The 19,987-nt window shown below is 62.1% G+C and carries 16 protein-coding genes; 15 read left to right on the top strand and 1 reads right to left on the bottom strand.

What is annotated here, in order from left to right; all coding sequences use genetic code 11:
• Window positions 1–5: 5 nt before the first annotated feature.
• Window positions 6–335: an iron donor protein CyaY gene (cyaY, locus tag AO057_RS00630; protein WP_057673807.1), complete on the top strand. Its 330-nt coding sequence runs from the start codon at window positions 6–8 to the stop codon at window positions 333–335.
• On the opposite strand, the gene AO057_RS00625 is transcribed toward cyaY, so the two are convergent.
• Window positions 336–2,780, bottom strand: coding sequence for a penicillin-binding protein 1A (locus AO057_RS00625; RefSeq protein WP_057673806.1), 2,445 nt, complete (start codon window positions 2,778–2,780; stop codon window positions 336–338).
• A gap of 318 nt (window positions 2,781–3,098) precedes the next feature.
• Between AO057_RS00625 and AO057_RS00620 the strand changes: the two genes are divergently transcribed.
• The 14 genes from AO057_RS00620 to AO057_RS00555 all read left to right on the top strand — a co-directional run bounded on the left by AO057_RS00620 (window position 3,099) and on the right by AO057_RS00555 (window position 19,979).
• A complete protein-coding gene (locus AO057_RS00620; RefSeq protein WP_057677114.1) occupies window positions 3,099–4,178 on the top strand; it encodes a pilus assembly protein PilM in 1,080 nt (359 codons plus the stop codon).
• Window positions 4,175–4,804, top strand: coding sequence for a PilN domain-containing protein (locus AO057_RS00615; RefSeq protein WP_057673805.1), 630 nt, complete (start codon window positions 4,175–4,177; stop codon window positions 4,802–4,804). The genes AO057_RS00620 and AO057_RS00615 overlap by 4 nt, the downstream gene beginning before the upstream one ends.
• 12 nt (window positions 4,805–4,816) lie before the next feature.
• Window positions 4,817–5,491 (top strand): type IV pilus inner membrane component PilO, encoded by a 675-nt coding sequence (locus AO057_RS00610; protein WP_057673804.1) that lies wholly within the window; start codon window positions 4,817–4,819, stop codon window positions 5,489–5,491.
• Window positions 5,488–6,033 (top strand): pilus assembly protein PilP, encoded by a 546-nt coding sequence (locus tag AO057_RS00605; protein ID WP_057673803.1) that lies wholly within the window; start codon window positions 5,488–5,490, stop codon window positions 6,031–6,033. Before AO057_RS00610 ends, AO057_RS00605 begins: the two co-directional genes overlap by 4 nt.
• Window positions 6,030–8,174 (top strand): type IV pilus secretin PilQ, encoded by a 2,145-nt coding sequence (pilQ, locus tag AO057_RS00600; protein WP_057673802.1) that lies wholly within the window; start codon window positions 6,030–6,032, stop codon window positions 8,172–8,174. The genes AO057_RS00605 and pilQ overlap by 4 nt, the downstream gene beginning before the upstream one ends.
• Window positions 8,175–8,198: 24 nt before the next feature.
• A complete protein-coding gene (locus AO057_RS00595) occupies window positions 8,199–8,720 on the top strand; it encodes a shikimate kinase (protein ID WP_057673801.1) in 522 nt (173 codons plus the stop codon).
• A gap of 91 nt (window positions 8,721–8,811) precedes the next feature.
• Window positions 8,812–9,906 carry a 3-dehydroquinate synthase gene (aroB, locus tag AO057_RS00590; RefSeq protein WP_371258259.1) on the top strand — a complete coding sequence of 365 codons (1,095 nt, stop codon included), beginning with the start codon at window positions 8,812–8,814 and terminating at the stop codon, window positions 9,904–9,906.
• Window positions 9,884–11,056: a deoxyguanosinetriphosphate triphosphohydrolase gene (locus tag AO057_RS00585; RefSeq protein ID WP_240480702.1), complete on the top strand. Its 1,173-nt coding sequence runs from the start codon at window positions 9,884–9,886 to the stop codon at window positions 11,054–11,056. Before aroB ends, AO057_RS00585 begins: the two co-directional genes overlap by 23 nt.
• The gene (locus tag AO057_RS00580; RefSeq protein WP_057673798.1) at window positions 11,053–12,273 is read left to right on the top strand and encodes an MFS transporter; all 1,221 of its coding nucleotides are present in this window, start codon (window positions 11,053–11,055) and stop codon (window positions 12,271–12,273) included. Before AO057_RS00585 ends, AO057_RS00580 begins: the two co-directional genes overlap by 4 nt.
• Window positions 12,270–12,887 carry a DUF1415 domain-containing protein gene (locus AO057_RS00575; protein ID WP_057673797.1) on the top strand — a complete coding sequence of 206 codons (618 nt, stop codon included), beginning with the start codon at window positions 12,270–12,272 and terminating at the stop codon, window positions 12,885–12,887. Before AO057_RS00580 ends, AO057_RS00575 begins: the two co-directional genes overlap by 4 nt.
• A complete protein-coding gene (locus AO057_RS00570; RefSeq protein ID WP_057673796.1) occupies window positions 12,884–13,828 on the top strand; it encodes a class I SAM-dependent methyltransferase in 945 nt (314 codons plus the stop codon). The genes AO057_RS00575 and AO057_RS00570 overlap by 4 nt, the downstream gene beginning before the upstream one ends.
• Window positions 13,829–13,877: 49 nt before the next feature.
• Window positions 13,878–14,336, top strand: a complete 459-nt coding sequence (locus tag AO057_RS00565) for an outer membrane lipoprotein (RefSeq protein ID WP_057673795.1) — start codon at window positions 13,878–13,880, stop codon at window positions 14,334–14,336.
• A 48-nt stretch (window positions 14,337–14,384) separates the two neighbouring features.
• Entirely contained in the window at window positions 14,385–15,083 is a 699-nt protein-coding gene (locus AO057_RS00560; protein ID WP_057673794.1) for an REP-associated tyrosine transposase, read from the top strand.
• A gap of 174 nt (window positions 15,084–15,257) precedes the next feature.
• Window positions 15,258–19,979 (top strand): glutamate synthase-related protein, encoded by a 4,722-nt coding sequence (locus AO057_RS00555; RefSeq protein WP_057673793.1) that lies wholly within the window; start codon window positions 15,258–15,260, stop codon window positions 19,977–19,979.
• The last annotated feature ends 8 nt before the right edge of the window (window positions 19,980–19,987 follow it).

The following is a 19,987-nucleotide window of genomic DNA, read 5'->3' as shown; positions in this document are numbered from 1 at the left end:
TTGTAATGACCGACACCGAATTCATGGACCGCGCCGAGAGTGTCCTGCGTGCCATCGAAACCAGTTGCGACCGCATCAACGAGGAAAGCGATGTGGATATCGATAACCAGCGCGTCGGCGGCATGGTGACCTTGGTGTTTCGCAATCGCAGCCAGATCGTGGTGAACCTGCAGAAACCCCTGCACGAAATCTGGCTGGCGGCCCGTTCGGGCGGGTACCACTACAAATTCGATGGCAGCCAGTGGCTCGACACCAAGGGGCAGGGGGAGTTCTTTGCCAGCCTGTCGCGCTACGCGAGCGAGCAGGCCGCCACGGCACTCGAGTTCTCCGCCTGATCAGTTGTTCTTGAACAGGTCGAGGATGCGCAGTTTTTCCTCCGCGGGAGGATTGGGCGCTGGAGCCGGTGGGGGCGTCGCCGCCGGCGCTGGTGCAGGGGCCGGCGCTACGGGGGCGGGTGCAGGCACGATGCCTCCGGGTGGGGGCATGACAGCTGGCATGTCATCCAGCCCCAGCGACAGCACGCCGCCATCTTTGGCGTGCTCGGTATAAAGCCAGTCAATGCCGGCATGAACGACGCCTTCGGGCGGTGCCAGTTCCAGAATTGGAACGTCGCGTAGAGCATGCTCCATGTAGCTGATCCAGACCGGCAGGCTCAGGCCGCCGCCGGTCTCACGATCGCCCAGCTTGCGCGGCGTGTCGTAGCCGATCCAGGTGATGGCGGTCAGAGTGGGGTGATAGCCGGCAAACCAGGCATCCATCGAATCGTTCGTAGTACCCGTTTTTCCATAGATATCCGGGCGCTTCAGTGTGGCCTGCGCCCGCGCGGCTGTACCCGAGCGCGTGACCTCCTGCAGCAGGGTGGAGATGACGAAGGCGTTACGCGCGTCAACGGCACGCATGGACTCATCGGGCACGACCGGCTTGGCCTGGGCCAGGACCTTGCCTTTTTGTTCGGTGATCTTGCTGATCATCCAGGGATTGATGCGGTAGCCACCGTTGGCGAAGACCGAATAGCCGGTTGCCAGCTGCATGGGCGTGACCGAGCCAGCGCCCAGCGCCATGGTCAGGTAAGGCGGGTGTTTTTCGGCATCGAAGCCGAACTGGGTGATCCAACTCTGGGCGTAGCGTGCGCCGATGGCGTCCAGCACGCGGATGGAGATCATGTTCTTGGACTTCGCCATGCCGCGTCGCAGGGGCATCGGTCCTTCGAAGGCGCCATCGTAGTTTTTCGGCTCCCAGGGTTGGCCCCCGGTGAGCTCGGGCTCGAAGAACAGCGGGGCATCGTTGACCACGGTGGCCGGGGTAAAACCCTTTTCCAGTGCGGCCGAGTAGATGAAGGGCTTGAAGCTCGAACCGGGCTGGCGCCAGGCCTGGGTGACGTGGTTGAACTTGTTCTTCTCGAAGTCGAAACCGCCGACCAGGGCCTTGATGGAGCCGTTGCGCGGGTCCAGTGAAACGAAGGCCCCTTCGACTTCCGGCAACTGCAGGATCTCCCAGGTGTTTTTCGCTGTCTTCATGACCCGGATGATGGCGCCACGACGGATCTTGAGTTTGGGGCCGGCCCTGGGTTGCAGGCCGGGTTGGGCAATGCGCAGCCCTTCGCCTGTGATCTCCAGCATTTCTCCCCCGCGTCGCATGACCACGACCTTGCGTGGATTGGCTTCGAGCACGACGGCGGCCAGCAGATCGCCGTTGTCGGGATGCTCGTCCAGAGCGTCATCGATGGCGTCCTCAAGCTCGGCGGCTTTTTCGGGCAGGGTGATGAATTTCTCGGGCCCCCGGTAGGCCTGGCGGCGTTCGAATTCCATGATGCCCTGGCGCAGGGCCTGGTAGGCCACCTCCTGGTCGCTGGAGCGTATCGTGGTGTAAACGTTGAGTCCCCGTGTATAGGTTTCCTCGCCATACTGGGCAAAGATCAGCTGGCGCACCATTTCAGCCACAAACTCCGCGTGGCTGCGCGTCGGCCCGTTTCCGCCAGCGTTGTTACCTGCCGACTTGATCCGCAGATCCTGTTTTCTGGCCGTTTCTGCCTCTTCGGCAGTGATGAAGCCGTTATCCAGCATACGGTCGATGATGTAAAGCTGGCGGCTGCGCGCGCGCTTGGGGTTGCTGATCGGGTTGTAGGCGGAGGGCGCCTTGGGCAAGCCGGCCAGCATCGCGGCCTCGGCGATGGTGATGTCCTTGAGCGCCTTGCCGAAGTAGGTCTCGGCCGCGGCGGCAAAGCCGTAGGCGCGGTTGCCCAGATAGATCTGGTTCATGTAGATCTCGAGGATCTGGTCCTTCGTGAGCAGGTGCTCCAGCTTGAAGGTCAACAGGATCTCGTAGATCTTGCGCGTGAAGGTCTTCTCGGAAGACAGGTAGACGTTGCGCGCCACCTGCATGGTGATGGTCGAAGCTCCCTGGCTCTTGGCCTTGCCGACATTGGCCAGGCCGGCGCGCACGACCCCCACGTAATCGACGCCGCCATGCTGGAAGAAGCGCGCATCCTCAATGGCCAGGACCGCGTCGGTCAGGACCTGGGGGATGTTCTTGATCGAGGTGAAATTGCGGCGCTCCTCGCCGAATTCGCCAATCAGTTCGCCTTCGGCTGAAAAGATGCGCAGCGGCAGTTTGGGTCGGTATTCCGAAAGGTCGGAGATGTCCGGCAGATTCGGGTAGGCCAATGCCATGGCGATGGAGACCACGATGAAGATCGAGGCCAGTCCTGCCAGTGCGATGCCGCCGGCCCACAGGCCGACGCGAAGGAGCCGGCGCACGGCGGCAGAGCGAGGGGATTTCATGCCGGTTGGGCTGGGGGCGGGGGTGGGCTCGGGATGGGAATCAGGGGGCATAAAATCTTTGTAAGGTCGCGTCAGCATTATAAAAATCTGGGCTCACCAAGAGGGCCGCCAAGGTTCTTTTATTCATGCGTGGCTCCTCAGCCATAGTGAAACGCCCGCTTCCGGCTTGTTGCAATCGCATACAAACCGTCTGCTTTTGACAACGCTCAGTCGTGCCGATTTGGGAAAAATCCTTTGCAGGACAAGGACCTAACTGCTAGCATTCAAGTGAATTCATAGGTTTGCCGGCCTGTCGCCGGTTTCTTTCAGGGGATGCTCTTGATCTCATTGGGATCCTTGTTCAGTCGCCAGCCTGAGCCCATGCTGGGTTTGGATGTCAGTTCTTCCAGTGTCAAGCTGGTCGAGTTGAGCCAGAACAAAGCTGGTCAGTATGTGCTCGATCGTTGCGCGATCGAGCCGCTGGAGCGTGGCTGGATCACGGACGGCAACATCGAAAAGTTCGATGAAGTGGCCGAGGCCGTGCGTCGCCTGGTCAAGAAAAGCGGCACCAAGACCAGGAACGTGGCCATGGCCCTGCCACCGTCGGCTGTGATCACCAAGAAGATCGTCCTGCCCGGCGGGATGAGCGAGGTGGAACTGGAGATGCAGGTGGAGGCCGAGGCCAACCAATACATCCCCTTCCCTCTTGAGGAAGTTAGCCTGGACTTCTGTGTGATCGGTCCCAGCGCGACAACGGCAGGCGATATCGATGTACTGATTGCTGCGTCACGCCGGGAAAAAGTCCAGGACATTCAGGGACTGGCCGAGTCGGCCGGTCTCAAGCCCGTCATCGTCGATGTGGAGTCCTATGCTTCCCGCCTGGCGGCCAAGCGCCTGATCGCCAATCTGCCGGAGCAGGGGGTGGGGGCTATCGTGGCCTTGTTCGAGGTGGGGGCGCTGACCACCAGCATGCAGGTGATCCGGGATGACGAGGTGCTGTATGAGCGCGACCAGGCCTTTGGGGGTGCCCAGCTCACCCAGCTGATCGTGCGTCAATATGGTTTCTCGCTGGAGGAGGCCGAGTCCAAGAAGCGCAGCGGTGAGCTGCCTGAGGACTACGAAAGCAGCGTGCTGCGTCCCTTCATCGAAAGCATGGTTCAGGAAATCGGACGCGCCTTGCAGTTCTTCTTCACCAGTACGCCGCACCACAAGGTGGACTACATCATGCTGGCGGGCGGGGCGGCAGCCTTGTCCGGGCTGACCGATGCCGTGACGCAGCAGTTGAGCTTCCCGTGCAGCCTGGTCAATCCCTTTGACGGCATGGAGATCGGTGACGGAGTCCGCCTCAAGAAGATGACCCGAGAGGCGCCCTCTTACCTGACGTCCTGTGGTCTGGCGATGCGGAGGTTTCTGCAGTGATACTGATCAACCTGCTGCCTCACCGCGAGGCCGCGCGCAAGAAGAGGCAGGATGTTTTCAACATTTCGTTGGGCGCATCTGCTCTGACCGGCGGCCTGCTCGCCGGCATCGTGTTTCTCTGGCTTCAGGGCCAGATATCCTCGCAGGAGGGGCTGAATACGATGCTGACCCAGGAAATCCGGAAGCTGGACAACCAGATCAAGGATATTGCCGCACTTGAGGCGGAAATTGCCGCTTTGCGTGCTCGTCAGCAGGCCGTGGAAAACCTGCAGGCCGATCGCAACATGCCGGTGCAGTTGCTGACCGAACTGACTCGCCAGTTCCCGGAGGGGGTGTACATCACCAATATGCGTCAGGACAACCAGCTGATTATCTTGCAGGGTACGGCGCAGTCCAACGAGCGGGTCTCCGAACTGCTGCGTAACCTGGCCTACCACTCCCCCTGGTTTTCCAAGCCGGAACTGGTTGAGATCGTGGCAGCCAATGTGACCTTTGGCAAAGACCAGCGGCGGGTGGCCAATTTCACCGTGCGCGTGCGCATGTTGCGTGCCAGCGAGGTGCAGAGACCCCCCGCAACTGCCGCATCGGCGCCTATGGCGGTGGCTTCCCAGCCCGCCAAGCCATAAGGGGATACCGATATGGCAAGCACATCATCCTTGAATCTGAAATTTGCGCAGTGGAAGACAACGCTGCAGTCCCAGTTCAGCAATCTCGACCCGCGCAATCCGGTCGTCTGGCCGCCGCTGCCGCGCTTCGGTTTGTTCCTCGCCATCGCATTGGCAGTGGTCGTGGCGCTCTGGTTCGTCTGGCTCAGCGGCGAGGATGAAATCCTCACCCAGGCGCGCGAGAAGGAAGTGAAGCTGCGCGAGGAATACAAGACCAAGCTGGCCAAGGCCATCAACCTCGATGCATTGCGCAAGCAGCGCGAACAGGTCCTGCAGTACGTGACACAGTTGGAGAAACAGTTGCCCAGCAAGGCGGAAATGGATGCGCTGCTGTCTGACATCAACCAGGCGGGCCTGGGGCGCAGCCTGCAGTTCGACCTGTTCCGACCTGGTTCGGTGGTGATCCGGGACTACTACGCCGAGTTGCCGATCGCTATCAGGGTGACCGGTCGTTTCCATGACATGGCCTCCTTCACCTCCGATATTGCACATCTGTCGCGCATCGTGACGCTGAACAATCTGACGATGGTGCCGGGTGCCGGGCGCGACAGTTCGACACTGGTCATGGATGCAACAGCCAAGACGTTCCGTTATCTCGACAAAGACGAAATCGCCGCGCAGCGCAAGCCCGCAGGGGGCAAGAAATGAGTCTGATCCGGTTTTTGACCTTGCTGATGACAGCCTTGGTGCTGGCGGGCTGTGGGGCGTCCAGCGAGGACGATTTGCGCGCCTGGATGCTGGAGCAGCGCAACCAGATGCGTCCGCGGGTCGCCCCGATTTCAGAACCCAAGCCATACAAGCCGGAAAATTACGTTGATATGGCGACCGTTGATCCTTTCAGTAAGGATAAATTGACGTCCGCCCTCAAGCGGGACGTGGTCCAGCCCGCTACGATCACCAGTGCCCTGATTGCACCGGAACTGGCTCGGCGCAAGGAGGCCCTGGAGGCTTTCCCGCTCGACACCATGTCCATGGTTGGAAGTCTGATCCAGGAAAGGCAGCCGGCCGCCTTGATCCGGGTCGACCGCTTGCTCTACCAGGTCAGGCTGGGCAGCTATCTGGGCATGAACTATGGGCGTGTGACCAAAATCACCGAGACCGAAGTCATCTTGCGCGAAATTGTGCAAGACGCCGTGGGCGAGTGGATCGAGCGTCCCGCCACACTGCAGTTGCAGGAGAAAGCTAAATGAAAAATCAGATTATGTGGACGCGCTGGGCTGGCGCCATGGTCTTGGCCATGCTGGGTGTTTCTGCGTTGGCGCAGACGGCTGGTGCGCAAGCGTCAGAGACGGTTCCCGCGACCGCGACGCAGCCCATCATCGAGGCCGTGACCGGCTCCCTGCAAAGTGGGGCGGAAGTCGTCAAGATCGATCTGTCACAGCCTTTGACGGCTGTGCCCAATGGTTTTTCCATCAAGTCGCCGGCCAAGATTGCGCTGGATATTCCCGGTGTGGGAAACGCCATGGGGCGTTCCACGATCGAGGTCAATCAGGGCAATTTGCGCTCGGTCAATCTCATTCCCGCCGGAGACCGTACCCGCGTGGTCCTGAATCTGAAGCAGGCTACCAATTACAAGGCTGAGTTGCAGGGCAAGTCGCTGCTGGTCACGCTGGATCCCGTAGCGGCGACTACAGCACCCGTTGCACCCGCCTCCACTTTTGCCGAAAGCAAGAGCCGTGAAACCCTGCCGATCAAGGACCTTGACTTTCGTCGCGGTGTGAGCGGTTCGGGTCGAGTGGTCGTCGCCTTGCCCAATAGCCAGGTGGGTGTCGATATACGTCAGAGCGGACAGACCCTGGTGGTCGAGTTCATGAAATCCAGTTTGCCCGAAGGCTTGCGCCGCAAGCTTGACGTGACCGATTTCGGCACGCCGGTGCAGACAGTGACCGCCTTCCAGGTGGGCGACCGTGTGCGCATGGTGATCGAGCCCAAGGGCGCCTGGGAGCACAGCGCCTATCAGAGTGATGACCAGTTCGTGGTTGAAGTCAAGCCCCAGCGTGTCGACACTGCCAAATTGACCCAGGGGCCCGGTTACAACGGACAGAAGCTGTCGCTGAATTTCCAGAACATCGAAATTCGTGCCCTGTTGCAGGTGATTGCCGATTTCACCAACTTCAACGTGGTGACTTCCGACTCGGTGGCCGGCAACGTGACCTTGCGCTTGCAGGACGTGCCCTGGGACCAAGCCCTGGACATCATCCTGCAGTCCAAGGGCCTGGGCTTGCGCAAGAACGGTAACGTGTTGTGGATCGCGCCCAAGGATGAGATCCTGGCCAAGGAAAAGCTGGAGCGTGAAGCCAACGCTGCGCTTGAGACCCTGGAGCCTGTGCGCACCCAGTCTTTCCAGCTCAACTATGCCAAGGCCGTCGATGTGGCCCGGCAACTGATGGGTGTCGGTGCTGTTGGTTCTGTTGGTGCGGCTGGTGGTGCCGCGGGTTCCAGTTCACGCATCCTGAGTCCCAGGGGAAGCGCCATCGCCGAGCCCCGCACCAACCAGCTGTTCGTGACCGATGTTGGCAGCAAGCTGGAGCAGGTGCAGGACCTGGTGGGCAAGCTGGATATTCCGGTGCGCCAGGTGCTGATCGAGGCGCGCATTGTCGAGGCCTCCGATACCTTCGGTAAATCGCTGGGTGTCAGGCTTGGTGGGGGTATGAACGCGAGTACCGATTCGACCGGGGCTGGGGCCCAGTTTGGGCCGACTTACAACGCAGCGTCAGCCGGTACGACCTCCGGTACGTTTGTCAATCTGCCGGGCGGTGGGCAGGGCGGTTTCAATGCGGCAACTTTTGCTGTCTCGATCTTCGGCGAGAACGCGGCCCGATTCCTGAACCTGGAGATATCAGCGCTGGAAGCCGATGGCAAGGGCAAGGTGGTATCCAGTCCGCGTGTCGTCACGGCGGACAAGGTGAAGGCGATTATCGAGCAGGGTACGGAACTTCCGTATCAGGTGGCTTCGGCCAGTGGTGCGACCTCGATCGCTTTCAAGAAGGCCAACCTGATGCTGGAAGTCACGCCCCAGATCACGCCTGAAGGCAATGTGATTCTGGAGCTGGATATCAACAAGGACACGGTGGGGCAGTCCACGCCGGCGGGTTTTGCCATTGACACCAAGCACGTGAAGACCCAGGTACTGGTCGAAAACGGCGGTACCGTGGTGATCGGCGGCATCTTTACCCAGCTGGAGCGCGAAGATACGACCAAGGTTCCGTTCTTTGGCGATCTGCCTGGGATCGGCGCCTTGTTCCGTAACAAGTCCAGGGTGTCCAACAAGCAGGAGATGCTGGTCTTCATCACGCCCAAGACACTGACAGACCGTACCTCCCTGCGCTGAACGGCCACACTCGCGAGTCCTGTCTTGATCATCAGTCTGGTCGGCTTGCCGGGTTCCGGCAAGTCTACGGTCGGGCGTCAGCTTGCCCGTCGGCTTCAGTTGTCCTTCAACGACGCCGATCAGGTCATCGAGCAACGCATAGGCTGCCCGATTCGCGAGTTCTTCGAGCGGGAAGGTGAAACGTCCTTTCGTGATATCGAGGAACAGGTGCTCGATGAGTTGACGCAACAGTCGGGTGTCCTGTCGACCGGTGGGGGTGCCGTACTCCGGGAGGTCAACAGGCAGCGCCTGCACATGCGTGGCAAGGTGGTGTACCTGAAGTCGACACCTGAAGAGTTGATGCGCAGGCTGCGGCACGATACCCAGCGCCCGCTCTTGCAGGTCGGTGATCCCTTGCAGCGACTGCGGGAGCTGTATGCGGTGCGTGACCCTCTCTACCGGGAAACGGCGCACTTTGTCATTGATACCGGCCGCCCCTCCGTCGCCACCCTGGTCAACATGATCGTGATGCAGTTGGAGCTGGCTGGTATCGTGCCCCAGAACTGATGGTCCAAAGCCGTGCCGGCCGCTTGTGCTTCGGCCGGTGCCCTAAACTCGGGGGATGTCACAAAGTACCGATCTGACCCGGCCAGCGCTCATGCAGGTGCTCATTGAGCTGGGCGAACGCAGCTATCCCATCCTCATCGGCAGCGGACTACTGGCACAGCCCGACAGCTATGCCGGCTTGCCACGCGCAGCACAGGCGCTGATCGTCAGCAACACCACGGTGGCGCCTCTTTACGTGGCCAAGCTCAGGCAGGCGCTGCAAGCGCATTACGGCCAGGTGCGAGTGGTTGAATTGCCGGATGGCGAGGCGCACAAGGACTGGCAGACCCTGAACCTGATCTTTGATGCCTTGCTGGCCCAGGCGTGTGATCGCAAGACCGTGCTGTACGCGCTGGGCGGAGGTGTGGTGGGCGACATGGCGGGCTACGCTGCCGCGAGTTATATGCGAGGCGTGCCCTTCGTGCAGGTGCCGACGACGCTCCTGGCGCAGGTGGATTCCTCCGTGGGAGGGAAGACGGCGATCAACCATCCGCTGGGCAAGAACATGATCGGCGCCTTCTACCAGCCCCAGCGTGTGATCTGTGACCTGGACACGCTCAAGACCCTGCCGGAACGAGAACTCAGTGCCGGTCTTGCCGAGATCATCAAGTACGGGCCGATCGCCGATATGGCGCTGCTGGATTGGCTGGAGGTGAACATGGACGCCCTGCGGGCGCGTGATCCGTCGGCTCTGGCACATGCCGTGCGGCGTAGTTGTGAAATCAAGGCCTCGGTGGTGGGCCAGGATGAACGCGAGGCCGGCTTGCGGGCCATCCTCAATTTCGGCCACACCTTTGGGCATGCCATCGAGGCTGGCATGGGTTACGGCGCATGGTTGCACGGGGAAGCTGTCGGCTGCGGCATGGTGATGGCGGCTACGCTGTCGGAGCGGCTCGGTCTGATCGACCATGCCTTGGTGCAGCGGCTCAAGGCGCTGATCGCCCGGGCCGGCTTGCCCGTGGCGGGTCCGCAGCTGGACGGGCAGGATAACGCGGGGCGCTACCTGGAGTTGATGCGCGTGGACAAGAAAGCCGAAGCCGGGGAAATCCGCTTTGTCGTGATCGAGGCTCCGGGCCGGGCCGGCGTGCGTGGTGCGCCCGATGCGCTGGTGCGCGAGGTCATTGATGCTTGCTGCCTACGCCAGTGACCCGGCCAACACGCGTGGCCGTCGGTATCCGGAGGCAATTGCCCCCACACGGACCGAGTACCAGCGCGATCGCGACCGTATCGTTCATTCCACCGCATTTCGTCGCCTGGTCTACAAGACCCAGGTCTTCCTGAACCACGAAGGCGACCTGTTTCGCACCCGTCTCACGCATTCGCTGGAGGTCGCGCAGCTGGGCCGCTCGATCGCCCGTTCCCTGGGCCTCAACGAGGACCTGGTCGAGGCGATTGCGCTGGCGCACGACCTGGGGCACACACCCTTCGGACATGTCGGGCAGGATGCGCTCAACGAGTGCATGGCCGGAAATGGTGGCTTCGAGCACAACCTGCAGAGCCTGCGCGTGGTGGATCGGCTGGAGGAGCGTTATCCGGCCTTTGACGGGCTGAATCTGACTTTCGAGACGCGCGAGGGGATCCTCAAGCATTGCTCGCGCGCCCATGCCGAGCAGATTGAAGCCGTGGAGCCGGGGGGGGTGGGGGCGCGTTTTCTGAATCGCACACAACCCAGCCTGGAGGCACAGCTGTGCAATCTGGCCGATGAAATCGCCTACAACGCCCACGACATCGACGATGGTGTGCGCTCGGGTCTGATCACGCTGGAACAGCTGGAGTCCGTCAGCCTTTTCGAGGGGTATCGCCTGCAGGCGCTGCGCGAGCACCCACGGCTTGCTGAGGCTGATGCGGGGCGCAGGCTTCTCTACGAGACCATACGCCGCATGCTCAGTGCACAGGTCTACGACGTGATCGAGACCACTCAAAAGGAGCTGGAACGCCTGCGGCCGCAGAGCGTTGCTGAAGTCCGCCATTTGCCTGCGCTGATGTCTTTCAGTGCCGAAATGCGCGAACGTTCAATGACGCTCAAAAAATTCCTGTTCCAGAACCTGTACCGCCACCCAAATGTGATGCAGACCACCGGACTGGCGCGGCAGGTCATCCAGGAACTCTTCGACTGCTACCGCCAGCTCCCTGGCGAAATGCAGTCCGGACACGCTGCGCGAGCACGTGCCGCCCAGGGTGTTGAGGATTCGGAGGGAGTTGTATTGCGTGTGGTGGCGGACTACATTGCCGGCATGACCGACCGATTTGCGGGGCGTGAACATGAGCGGCTCACCGGCAAGAGGTTGTGGGGATGAAGCACCAGGGAGTTCAACCGGCCTATGTGGTGATTGCCGCTGGCGTGGCCGCTGCACTGCACGTGGGCAAGCTTTCGCCGGCCCTGCCTGTGCTGGAACGGGCGCTGGGTGTGACCTTGCTGCAGGCCGGTTTCCTGCTTTCCCTCGTGCAGCTGGCTGGCATGGTCCTGGGGCTGGCGGTCGGCCTTGCGGCCGACGGCCTGGGGCTGCGGCGCAGCATGCTCAGTGGTCTGCTGTTGCTGTCGCTGGCTTCCCTGCTGGGCGGCTGGGCCCAGGATGCCTACACGCTGCTGGCATTGCGTGCCCTGGAGGGCTTGGGCTTCCTGCTGGTCTCCATGCCGGCGCCCAGCCTGATCCGTCATCTGGTGGACCCGCAGCGCATGAGTGTCATGCTTGGGCTCTGGGGCACCTACATGCCGCTGGGTACGGCGCTTGCTTTGTTGTGTGGGCCCTTGGTCATCGCGCTGAGCGGGTGGGAGTTTTGGTGGTGGAGTCTGGCCGCGCTGACGCTGGGGATGGCCTGGTGGGTGTGGCGCGTCGTTCCCTCGGACCAACTGCGCGCTCCGTCCCCGGTTTCAGTCGCTGCCTCAACACAGCGCGCGTGGATCCTGCGCCTGAGCCAGACCCTCAGTGCGCCAGGTCCCTGGCTGGTGGCGCTCAGCTTTGCCGTGTACTCGGGGCAGTGGCTGGCTGTGATCGGGTTTTTGCCCACCATCTACGCGCAGGCCGGTGTTGCCGGTGGTGTCAGCGCGGTGCTGACCGCGCTGGTTGCGGCCGTGAACATGGTGGGGAATATTGCATCGGGGCGTCTGCTGGCGCGCGGTGTGCAACCGCAAGTGCTGCTCTACACCGGCTTTGCGGTCATGGGCCTGGGGACACTGCTGGCCTTTTTTGTGTGGCCGCTGGCGGCTGAGGGTACGGGGTTGCCGGTCACGGTACGTTTCCTTGCGGTGCTGGTCTTCTCGATGGTAGGAGGCATGATTCCAGGGACCTTGTTTTCGCTGGCGGTACGCCTGGCGCCAGGAGAGGGAACGGTGTCCACCACGGTCGGCTGGATGCAGCAGTGGGCCTCGCTGGGTCAATTCGTCGGGCCGCCTCTGGTGGCCTGGGTCGCCAGCAGCGCGGGTGGCTGGCACTGGACCTGGACGGTGACGGGCGCCTGCTCAGGCATGGGATTGCTGCTGGCCTGGCGCCTGGGCCTTAGGATCAGGGCATGACGCCATCGCAGGATGTTCTCCCCACCGCCTTTGCAGAAGCTGTCCGGCAGGACATGCAGATCTGGCTGGAGCGTGCCGTGATCGGGCTCAACCTCTGCCCGTTTGCCAAGAGCGTGCACGTCAAAGGCCAGATCCACTGGGTCGTGAGTCCCGCCCGCGATGTGCCGGGCGTTCGAAACGATCTGGTCCGCGAGTTGCAGGAGCTGCAGGCCAGCGATCCGGCGCAAAGAGACACCACCGTGTTGGTGCTGCCTTTGTGTCTCGCGGATTTTCTTGATTTCAATGATTTCCTCGCGCAGGCCGACGCGGTTCTGACAGCACTGGGGCTGCAGGGTGAACTGCAGATCGCCAGTTTCCATCCGCAGTTCCAATTTGCAGGCACTGCCGCCGACGACATCAGCAACTACACCAATCGTGCGCCTTATCCCACCCTGCATCTCTTGCGCGAGGCCAGCATCGACCGGGCCGTCGAGGCTTTTCCAGAGGCGGAGACGATCTATGAGAAGAACATGCAGGTCCTGGAGCAGCTAGGACATGCCGGGTGGAACGACCTGGGGATAGCTCGCCATGCCCAGGACGTCAAGCCCGAAGGCGGAACCGGAGGTGATGCATGAAACAAGGACAGGTCAAAGACCGCAAGCCCGGCCAAGCGAAGGGTGAGCTGGTGCCAGCGCAGCCACTGGCCTCCGAAATCCGCCCAGGGCAATCGATCGAGCTGCTCAAGGAGCTGCACATCCTCACACGCGAGGGCAAGCTCAACCAGGATTCCCGGCGCAAGCTCAAGCAGGTTTACCACCTCTTCCGCTTCATTGAAGAGATCTTGCTGGACTTGCAGGCGCAGCGGAAAGACCGTGCGTCGGACGAGCGCGGGATCACCTTGGCAGACCACGGTGCCGGCAAGTCCTATCTGGGTTTCATCGTCTACGACCTCTTTTTCAAGCAGAACCCGAGCGGGCATGTCTACGGCATCGAGACCCGGCCGGACCTGGTGCAGAAGTCGCGCGAGCTGGCGGCGCGTCTGGGTTTTGGGCGCATGTCTTTTCTCAACCTCAGCGTGGCCGAGTCCATGCAGGCTGGTGAATTGCCTGCGCATATCGACATCGTGACGGCCTTGCACGCCTGTGACACGGCCACCGACGATGCCATTGCTTTCGGCTTGCAGAAGCAGGCCCGCTATATGGTGCTGGTGCCCTGCTGCCAGGCCGAGGTGGCTCGGACCCTGAATTCTGGCAAGGCCTTGTCCTTGTCGCGTACGCCGCTGGCAGAGTTGTGGCGCCATCCCCTGCATACCCGCGAAATGGGCAGCCAGATCACCAACGTGCTGCGGTGCCTTTACCTGGAAGCCATGGGTTACCAGGTCACTGTGACGGAACTCGTGGGCTGGGAGCACAGTCTCAAGAATGAACTCATCATTGCGCGGTACACCGGCCAGCGCAAGCGTGCGGCGGCCCAGCGCCTGCAGGCGATACTTGAGGAGTTCGGGTTGACGGAACTGCTGCAAAGCCGTTTCCGTTTGCCAGAGGGTCAACCGCCGGTGCCGTCTGGCGTTGTCTGAAGATGCGGCCTGCCGGTGCAGGCGCGAAATTTTTATTGAGGATGAAATCATGAAGAAGCTTTGGATGTGGGGGTTCGTGCTGGCGCTGGCCGGTTGTGCGAGCAGCAGCCCGGACGTGATCCAGCGCGGCGATGCCCAGCGCCTTTCCACCGTGGTGGATGCGGTGGTGCTCTCTGTGCGCACGGTGACGGTTGAGGGTAGCCAGTCGGGCGTGGGCGCCACGACTGGTGGTGTGGTCGGTGGTTTGGCAGGCTACGGCGCCGGCAGCGGGCAACGCGAGGCGCAGATCATCGGTATCCTGGGAGCGGCCGCTGGCGCCGTGGCCGGCAACGTGATCGAGCGTGCGGGCACACGCGAAGAAGCTTATGAAATCCTCGTTCAACTCAAGAACGGTGAGCGGCGTGCCCTCGTGCAGGCCAAAGGTGCGGAGGTGTTCCAGCCTGGTGAGGCGGTCATCCTGATCACCACCAGTGGCAAAGTGCGTGTGGCCAAGGCGCCTAAACAATAAACGGGGCCGGAACCAACTTATGATGGTGCGGCCCCGTTCCGCACCATCATGGCCCGCCTTCCCCGTCTCAGCGTTCCCGGTTATCCGCATCACGTCATCCAGCGTGGCAATAACCGGCAGGCCATTTTCCTGGCGGACGCCGACCGTCAGCGCATGCTGGAGTTTCTCGAGGACCATGCGCGTCAGCACGAAGTGGCCGTCCATGCCTATGTGCTCATGGACAACCACTTCCATCTGCTGCTGACACCCCAGACGGGTGACGGCCTGTCGCGTTTGATGCAGGCGGTCGGTCGTCGCTACGTGCGTTATTTCAATGACAGCCACGGTCGCAGCGGGACCTTGTGGGAGGGTCGCTACAAGTCCACCCTGATCGAGGCCGAGAGCCATCTGCTGGCCTGCATGGCCTACATCGACCTGAACCCGGTGCGCGCCGGTCTGGTCACCATGGCGCGGGACTATCCCTGGTCCAGCCATGCGCACTATGCCGGCTTGCGGGTAGACCGCATGGTGACGCCCCATCCGCTCTATTGGGAGCTGGGCAACACGCCTTTTGCCCGTGAGGCCGCCTATGCCAGGCTGGTGCAGGAGGGGCTGAGCCAACAACAACAACTGGCCTTGACCGAGTCGGCCCTGAGAGGATGGGCGCTTGGAGGCCCCGAATTCATGGCGGCACTGCAGACGAAAACCGAGCGTCGCCTCAGCAAGTCGCATCCAGGCCGTCCCAGTTCCAAGGCATCACTGGTCTGATGGACCCGCTTCTTCATTCCCGAGCCGTGACTTGGATGTATTTAATATGTCCCCAATTATTTTGAGAACGGAAAAGTAGAAAAATAATAAGAATCTGACCCCAATTATTTTCCTTGGAAATATTGTTGCGGTGCACTATGCTAACGACCCCTGCGAAATATTTAGGAGTGCGCCATGACCACGGCTGCCGAGATTAAGCATCTCCAAGAAAACGGTTTGTATTCGAGCGCCAATGAACATGACGCCTGCGGCGTAGGCTTCGTCGCGCACATCAAGGGCCACAAGACCCATGACATCGTGCAGGGCGCGCTCAAGATCCTGGAAAACCTCGACCACCGGGGCGCAGTGGGCGCTGACAAGCTCATGGGTGACGGCGCCGGCATCCTGATCCAGCTGCCGGACACCCTGTACCGCGAGGAGATGGCCAAGCAGGGCGTCACCCTGCCGCCGCCCGGTGAGTATGGCGTGGGCATGATCTTTCTGCCCAAGGAGCATGCCTCCCGCCTGGCCTGCGAGCAGGAGATGGAGCGTGCCATCAAGGCCGAAGGCCAGGTGCTGCTGGGCTGGCGCGATGTGCCGGTCAACCGCGACATGCCGATGTCGCCCACCGTGCGCGAGAAGGAGCCGGTGCTGCGCCAGGTCTTCATCGGCCGCGGCAGCAATGTGATCGTGCAGGACGCACTGGAGCGCAAGCTTTATGTGATCCGCAAGACCGCGAGTGCCGCCATCCAGGCCCTGCAACTCAAGCACAGCAAGGAATACTACGTTCCCAGCATGTCCAGCCGCACCGTGGTCTACAAAGGCCTGCTGCTGGCCGACCAAGTGGGCACCTACTTCCTGGACCTGCAGGACAAGCGCTGCGTCTCGGCCCTGGGTCTGGTGCATCAGCGTTTCTCGACCAATACCTTCCCGGAGTGGCCGCTGGCTCACCCCTACCGTTATGTGGCGCACAACGGCGAGATCAATACCGTCAAGGGCAACTACAACTGGATGAAAGCGCGCGAAGGCGTAATGTCATCGCCGGTGCTGGGTGAAGACCTGCAGAAGCTCTATCCGATCAGCTTTGCCGGCCAGTCGGATACCGCCACCTTTGACAACTGCCTGGAACTGCTGACCATGGCTGGCTACCCGATCAGCCAGGCCGTGATGATGATGATCCCCGAACCGTGGGAGCAGCACACCACCATGGACGAGCGCCGCAAGGCTTTCTACGAATACCACGCCGCCATGCTCGAGCCCTGGGACGGCCCGGCCTCCATCGTGTTCACCGACGGCCGCCAGATCGGCGCCACGCTGGACCGCAACGGCCTGCGTCCCTCGCGCTACTGCATCACCGACGACGACCTGGTCATCATGGGCTCCGAGTCGGGCGTGCTGCCGGTGCCGGAGAGCAAGATCGTGCGCAAGTGGCGCCTGCAGCCCGGCAAGATGTTCCTGATCGACCTGGAGCAGGGCCGCATGATCGACGACGAGGAGCTCAAGGCCAGCCTCGCCAACAGCAAGCCCTACAAGCAGTGGATCGAGAACCTGCGCATCAAGCTCGACGATGTCGAGACCGGTGTGGCCGAGGTGCCCGCCGCCGATGCCGCAAGGCTGCTGGATCGCCAGCAGGCTTTCGGCATGACGCAGGAAGACATCAAGTTCCTGATGGCGCCCATGGCCGTCAACGGCGAAGAGGGCATCGGCTCCATGGGCAACGACAGCCCGCTGGCCGTTCTCTCCGACAAGAACAAGCCGCTGTACAACTACTTCAAGCAGCTGTTTGCCCAGGTGACCAACCCGCCGATCGACCCGATCCGCGAAGCCATCGTGATGTCGCTGGTGTCCTTCATCGGGCCCAAGCCGAACCTGCTGGACATCAACCAGGTCAACCCGCCCATGCGTCTCGAGGTGAGCCAGCCTATCCTGGACTTCTCGGACATGGCCAAGCTGCGCAACATCGAGACCACTACGCAGGGCAAGTTCCGCAGCGCCACGCTGGATATCACCTATCCGCTGGCCTGGGGCCACGAGGGCGTGGAAGCCAAGCTGGCGTCGCTGTGCGCCGAAGCCGTTGACGCCATCAAGGGTGGCAAGAACATCCTGATCATCAGCGATCGCGCGATCAGCGCCACCCAGGTGGCCATACCCGCGCTGCTGGCGCTGTCGGCCATCCACCAGCACCTGGTGCGTGAGGGCCTGCGCACCTCGGCCGGCTTGGTGGTCGAAACCGGCACCGCGCGTGAAGTGCATCACTTCGGCGTGCTGGCCGGCTATGGTGCCGAAGCGGTGCACCCCTACCTCGCGATGGAAACCCTGGCTGCCATGCACCAGGATCTGCCGGGTGACCTGAGCGCCGACAAGGCCATCTACAACTACATCAAGGCGATCGGCAAGGGCCTGTCCAAGATCATGTCCAAGATGGGCGTGTCGACCTACATGAGCTACTGCGGTGCCCAGCTGTTCGAAGCCATCGGCATCAACGACGCAACCATCGAAAAATATTTCACGGGCACGCCCAGCCGCGTGGGAGGCATCGGTGTTTTCGAGATGGCCGAGGAAGCCATCCGCATGCACAAGGCCGCCTACGGCAACGATCCGGTGCTGGCCACCATGCTGGATACCGGCGGCGAATACGCCTGGCGGGCCCGTGGCGAAGAGCACATGTGGACGCCGGACGCCATTGCCAAGCTGCAGCACAGCACGCGTGCCAACAGCTTCAGCACCTACAAGGAATACGCGCAGATCATCAACGACCAGAGTCAGCGGCACATGACGCTGCGCGGCCTGTTCGAGTTCAAGCTCGATCCTGCCAAGGCCATTCCGGTGGAAGAGGTCGAGCCCGCCAGCGAGATCGTCAAGCGTTTTGCCACCGGCGCCATGTCCCTGGGCTCCATTTCCACCGAGGCGCATGCCACGCTGGCCGTGGCCATGAACCGCATCGGCGGCAAGAGCAATACCGGCGAGGGCGGCGAAGATCCGGCCCGCTACCGCAATGAACTCAAGGGCATTCCGATCAAGAAGGGCGAGACGCTCAAGAGCGTGATCGGCGCTGAACAGGTTGAAGTCGACCTGCCGCTGGAAGCCGGTGACTCGCTGCGCTCCAAGATCAAGCAGGTGGCCTCGGGCCGTTTTGGCGTCACCGCCGAATACCTGTCGAGTTCGGACCAGATCCAGATCAAGATGGCCCAGGGTGCGAAGCCGGGCGAAGGCGGCCAGCTGCCGGGCGGCAAGGTGTCCGACTACATCGGCAAGCTGCGCTACTCTGTGCCGGGCGTGGGCCTGATCTCGCCGCCGCCGCACCATGACATCTACTCGATCGAGGATCTGGCCCAGCTGATCCACGACCTGAAAAACGTGGCGCCGCACGCCAGCATCAGCGTCAAGCTGGTGTCCGAAATCGGTGTGGGCACCATCGCCGCGGGTGTGGCCAAGTGCAAGAGTGACCACGTTGTGATCGCCGGCCACGATGGCGGCACGGGGGCTTCGCCCTGGTCGTCCATCAAACACGCCGGCAGCCCCTGGGAAATCGGCCTGGCCGAGACCCAGCAGACCCTGGTGCTCAACCGCCTGCGCGGCCGCATCCGTGTGCAGGCCGATGGCCAGATGAAGACCGGCCGAGACGTGGCCATCGGTGCCCTGCTGGGGGCCGACGAGTTCGGTTTCGCCACCGCGCCGCTGGTGGTCGAGGGCTGCATCATGATGCGCAAGTGCCACCTCAACACCTGCCCGGTGGGCGTGGCCACGCAGGACCCGGTGCTGCGCAAGAAATTCTCGGGCAAGCCCGAGCACGTGGTGAACTTCTTCTTCTTCATCGCCGAAGAAGTGCGCCAGATCATGGCGCAGCTGGGCATCCGCAAGTTCGATGACATGATCGGTCGCGCCGATCTGCTGGACATGCGCAAGGGCCTGGAGCACTGGAAGGCCCGTGGCCTGGACTTCAGCCGTCTGTTCGCGATGCCCATCGTGCCCGCCGGCGTGCCCGTTTTCCATGTGGCCGAGCAGGAGCACGGCCTGGAGAAGAGCCTGGACCGCGTGCTGATCGAGAAATCCCGGGCCGCCATCGACAAGGGCGAGAAGGTCCAGTTCATGGAGGTGGTGCGCAACGTCAACCGCTCCGTGGGTGCCATGCTCTCGGGCGCACTGACCAAGGTGCACCCGGAAGGCCTGGCAGACGACACCCTGCGCATACAGCTCGAAGGCACGGGTGGTCAGTCCTTCGGTGCTTTCCTGGCGCGCGGCATCACTCTGTACCTGATCGGTGACGCCAACGACTACACCGGCAAGGGCTTGTCGGGCGGCCGCATCGTGGTGCGCCCGAGCATCGACTTCCGCGGCGAATCCACCCGCAACATCATCGTCGGCAACACCGTGATGTACGGCGCCACCAGTGGCGAGGCTTTCTTCAGCGGCGTGGCCGGCGAGCGTTTTGCCGTGCGCCTCTCGGGGGCCAACGCCGTAGTCGAAGGCACGGGTGACCATGGCTGCGAGTACATGACGGGTGGCACGGCGGCCGTGCTGGGAAAGACCGGCCGCAACTTTGCTGCCGGCATGAGCGGTGGTCTGGCCTACGTCTATGACGAGGATGGTCAATTTGCTACGCGCTGCAACACCGCCATGGTGTCGCTGGACAAGGTGCTGCCGGCGGCCGAGCAGGAAAAAAACATCCCGCGCGCCATCTGGCATCGCGACCAGACCGACGAAGCACAGCTCAAGAAGCTGCTGGAAGACCACCACCGCTGGACCGGCAGCAAGCGTGCACGCGAACTGCTGGACCACTGGACCGAAGCCCGCGCCAAGTTCGTCAAGGTGTTCCCGAACGAGTACAAGCGCGCCCTGGGCGAGATCAACGCCAAGAAGGCTGCGCCCGCTCCCGCCAAGGTCGCGGCCAAGAAAGAAGCCGCTCCGGCCAAGTAATGGCTTTG

Source organism: Curvibacter sp. PAE-UM (assembly GCF_001432305.1).
In the GTDB taxonomy this organism is placed as follows: Bacteria; Pseudomonadota; Gammaproteobacteria; order Burkholderiales; family Burkholderiaceae_C; genus Hylemonella.
The sequence above is the reverse complement of the archived record's forward strand: the minus strand, read 5'-3'. Positions and strand labels throughout refer to the sequence as shown.

Coding starts and splice junctions, on each gene's coding strand:
- AO057_RS00585 (WP_240480702.1), top strand. CDS start 9,884: ATGCTTGCTGCCTACGCCAGTGACCCGGCCAACACGCGTGGCCGTCGG.
- AO057_RS00605 (WP_057673803.1), top strand. CDS start 5,488: ATGAGTCTGATCCGGTTTTTGACCTTGCTGATGACAGCCTTGGTGCTG.
- AO057_RS00575 (WP_057673797.1), top strand. CDS start 12,270: ATGACGCCATCGCAGGATGTTCTCCCCACCGCCTTTGCAGAAGCTGTC.
- AO057_RS00560 (WP_057673794.1), top strand. CDS start 14,385: ATGGCCCGCCTTCCCCGTCTCAGCGTTCCCGGTTATCCGCATCACGTC.
- pilQ (WP_057673802.1), top strand. CDS start 6,030: ATGAAAAATCAGATTATGTGGACGCGCTGGGCTGGCGCCATGGTCTTG.
- AO057_RS00580 (WP_057673798.1), top strand. CDS start 11,053: ATGAAGCACCAGGGAGTTCAACCGGCCTATGTGGTGATTGCCGCTGGC.
- cyaY (WP_057673807.1), top strand. CDS start 6: ATGACCGACACCGAATTCATGGACCGCGCCGAGAGTGTCCTGCGTGCC.
- AO057_RS00570 (WP_057673796.1), top strand. CDS start 12,884: ATGAAACAAGGACAGGTCAAAGACCGCAAGCCCGGCCAAGCGAAGGGT.
- AO057_RS00555 (WP_057673793.1), top strand. CDS start 15,258: ATGACCACGGCTGCCGAGATTAAGCATCTCCAAGAAAACGGTTTGTAT.
- AO057_RS00625 (WP_057673806.1), bottom strand. CDS start 2,780: ATGAAATCCCCTCGCTCTGCCGCCGTGCGCCGGCTCCTTCGCGTCGGC.
- AO057_RS00610 (WP_057673804.1), top strand. CDS start 4,817: ATGGCAAGCACATCATCCTTGAATCTGAAATTTGCGCAGTGGAAGACA.
- AO057_RS00565 (WP_057673795.1), top strand. CDS start 13,878: ATGAAGAAGCTTTGGATGTGGGGGTTCGTGCTGGCGCTGGCCGGTTGT.
- aroB (WP_371258259.1), top strand. CDS start 8,812: ATGCAGGTGCTCATTGAGCTGGGCGAACGCAGCTATCCCATCCTCATC.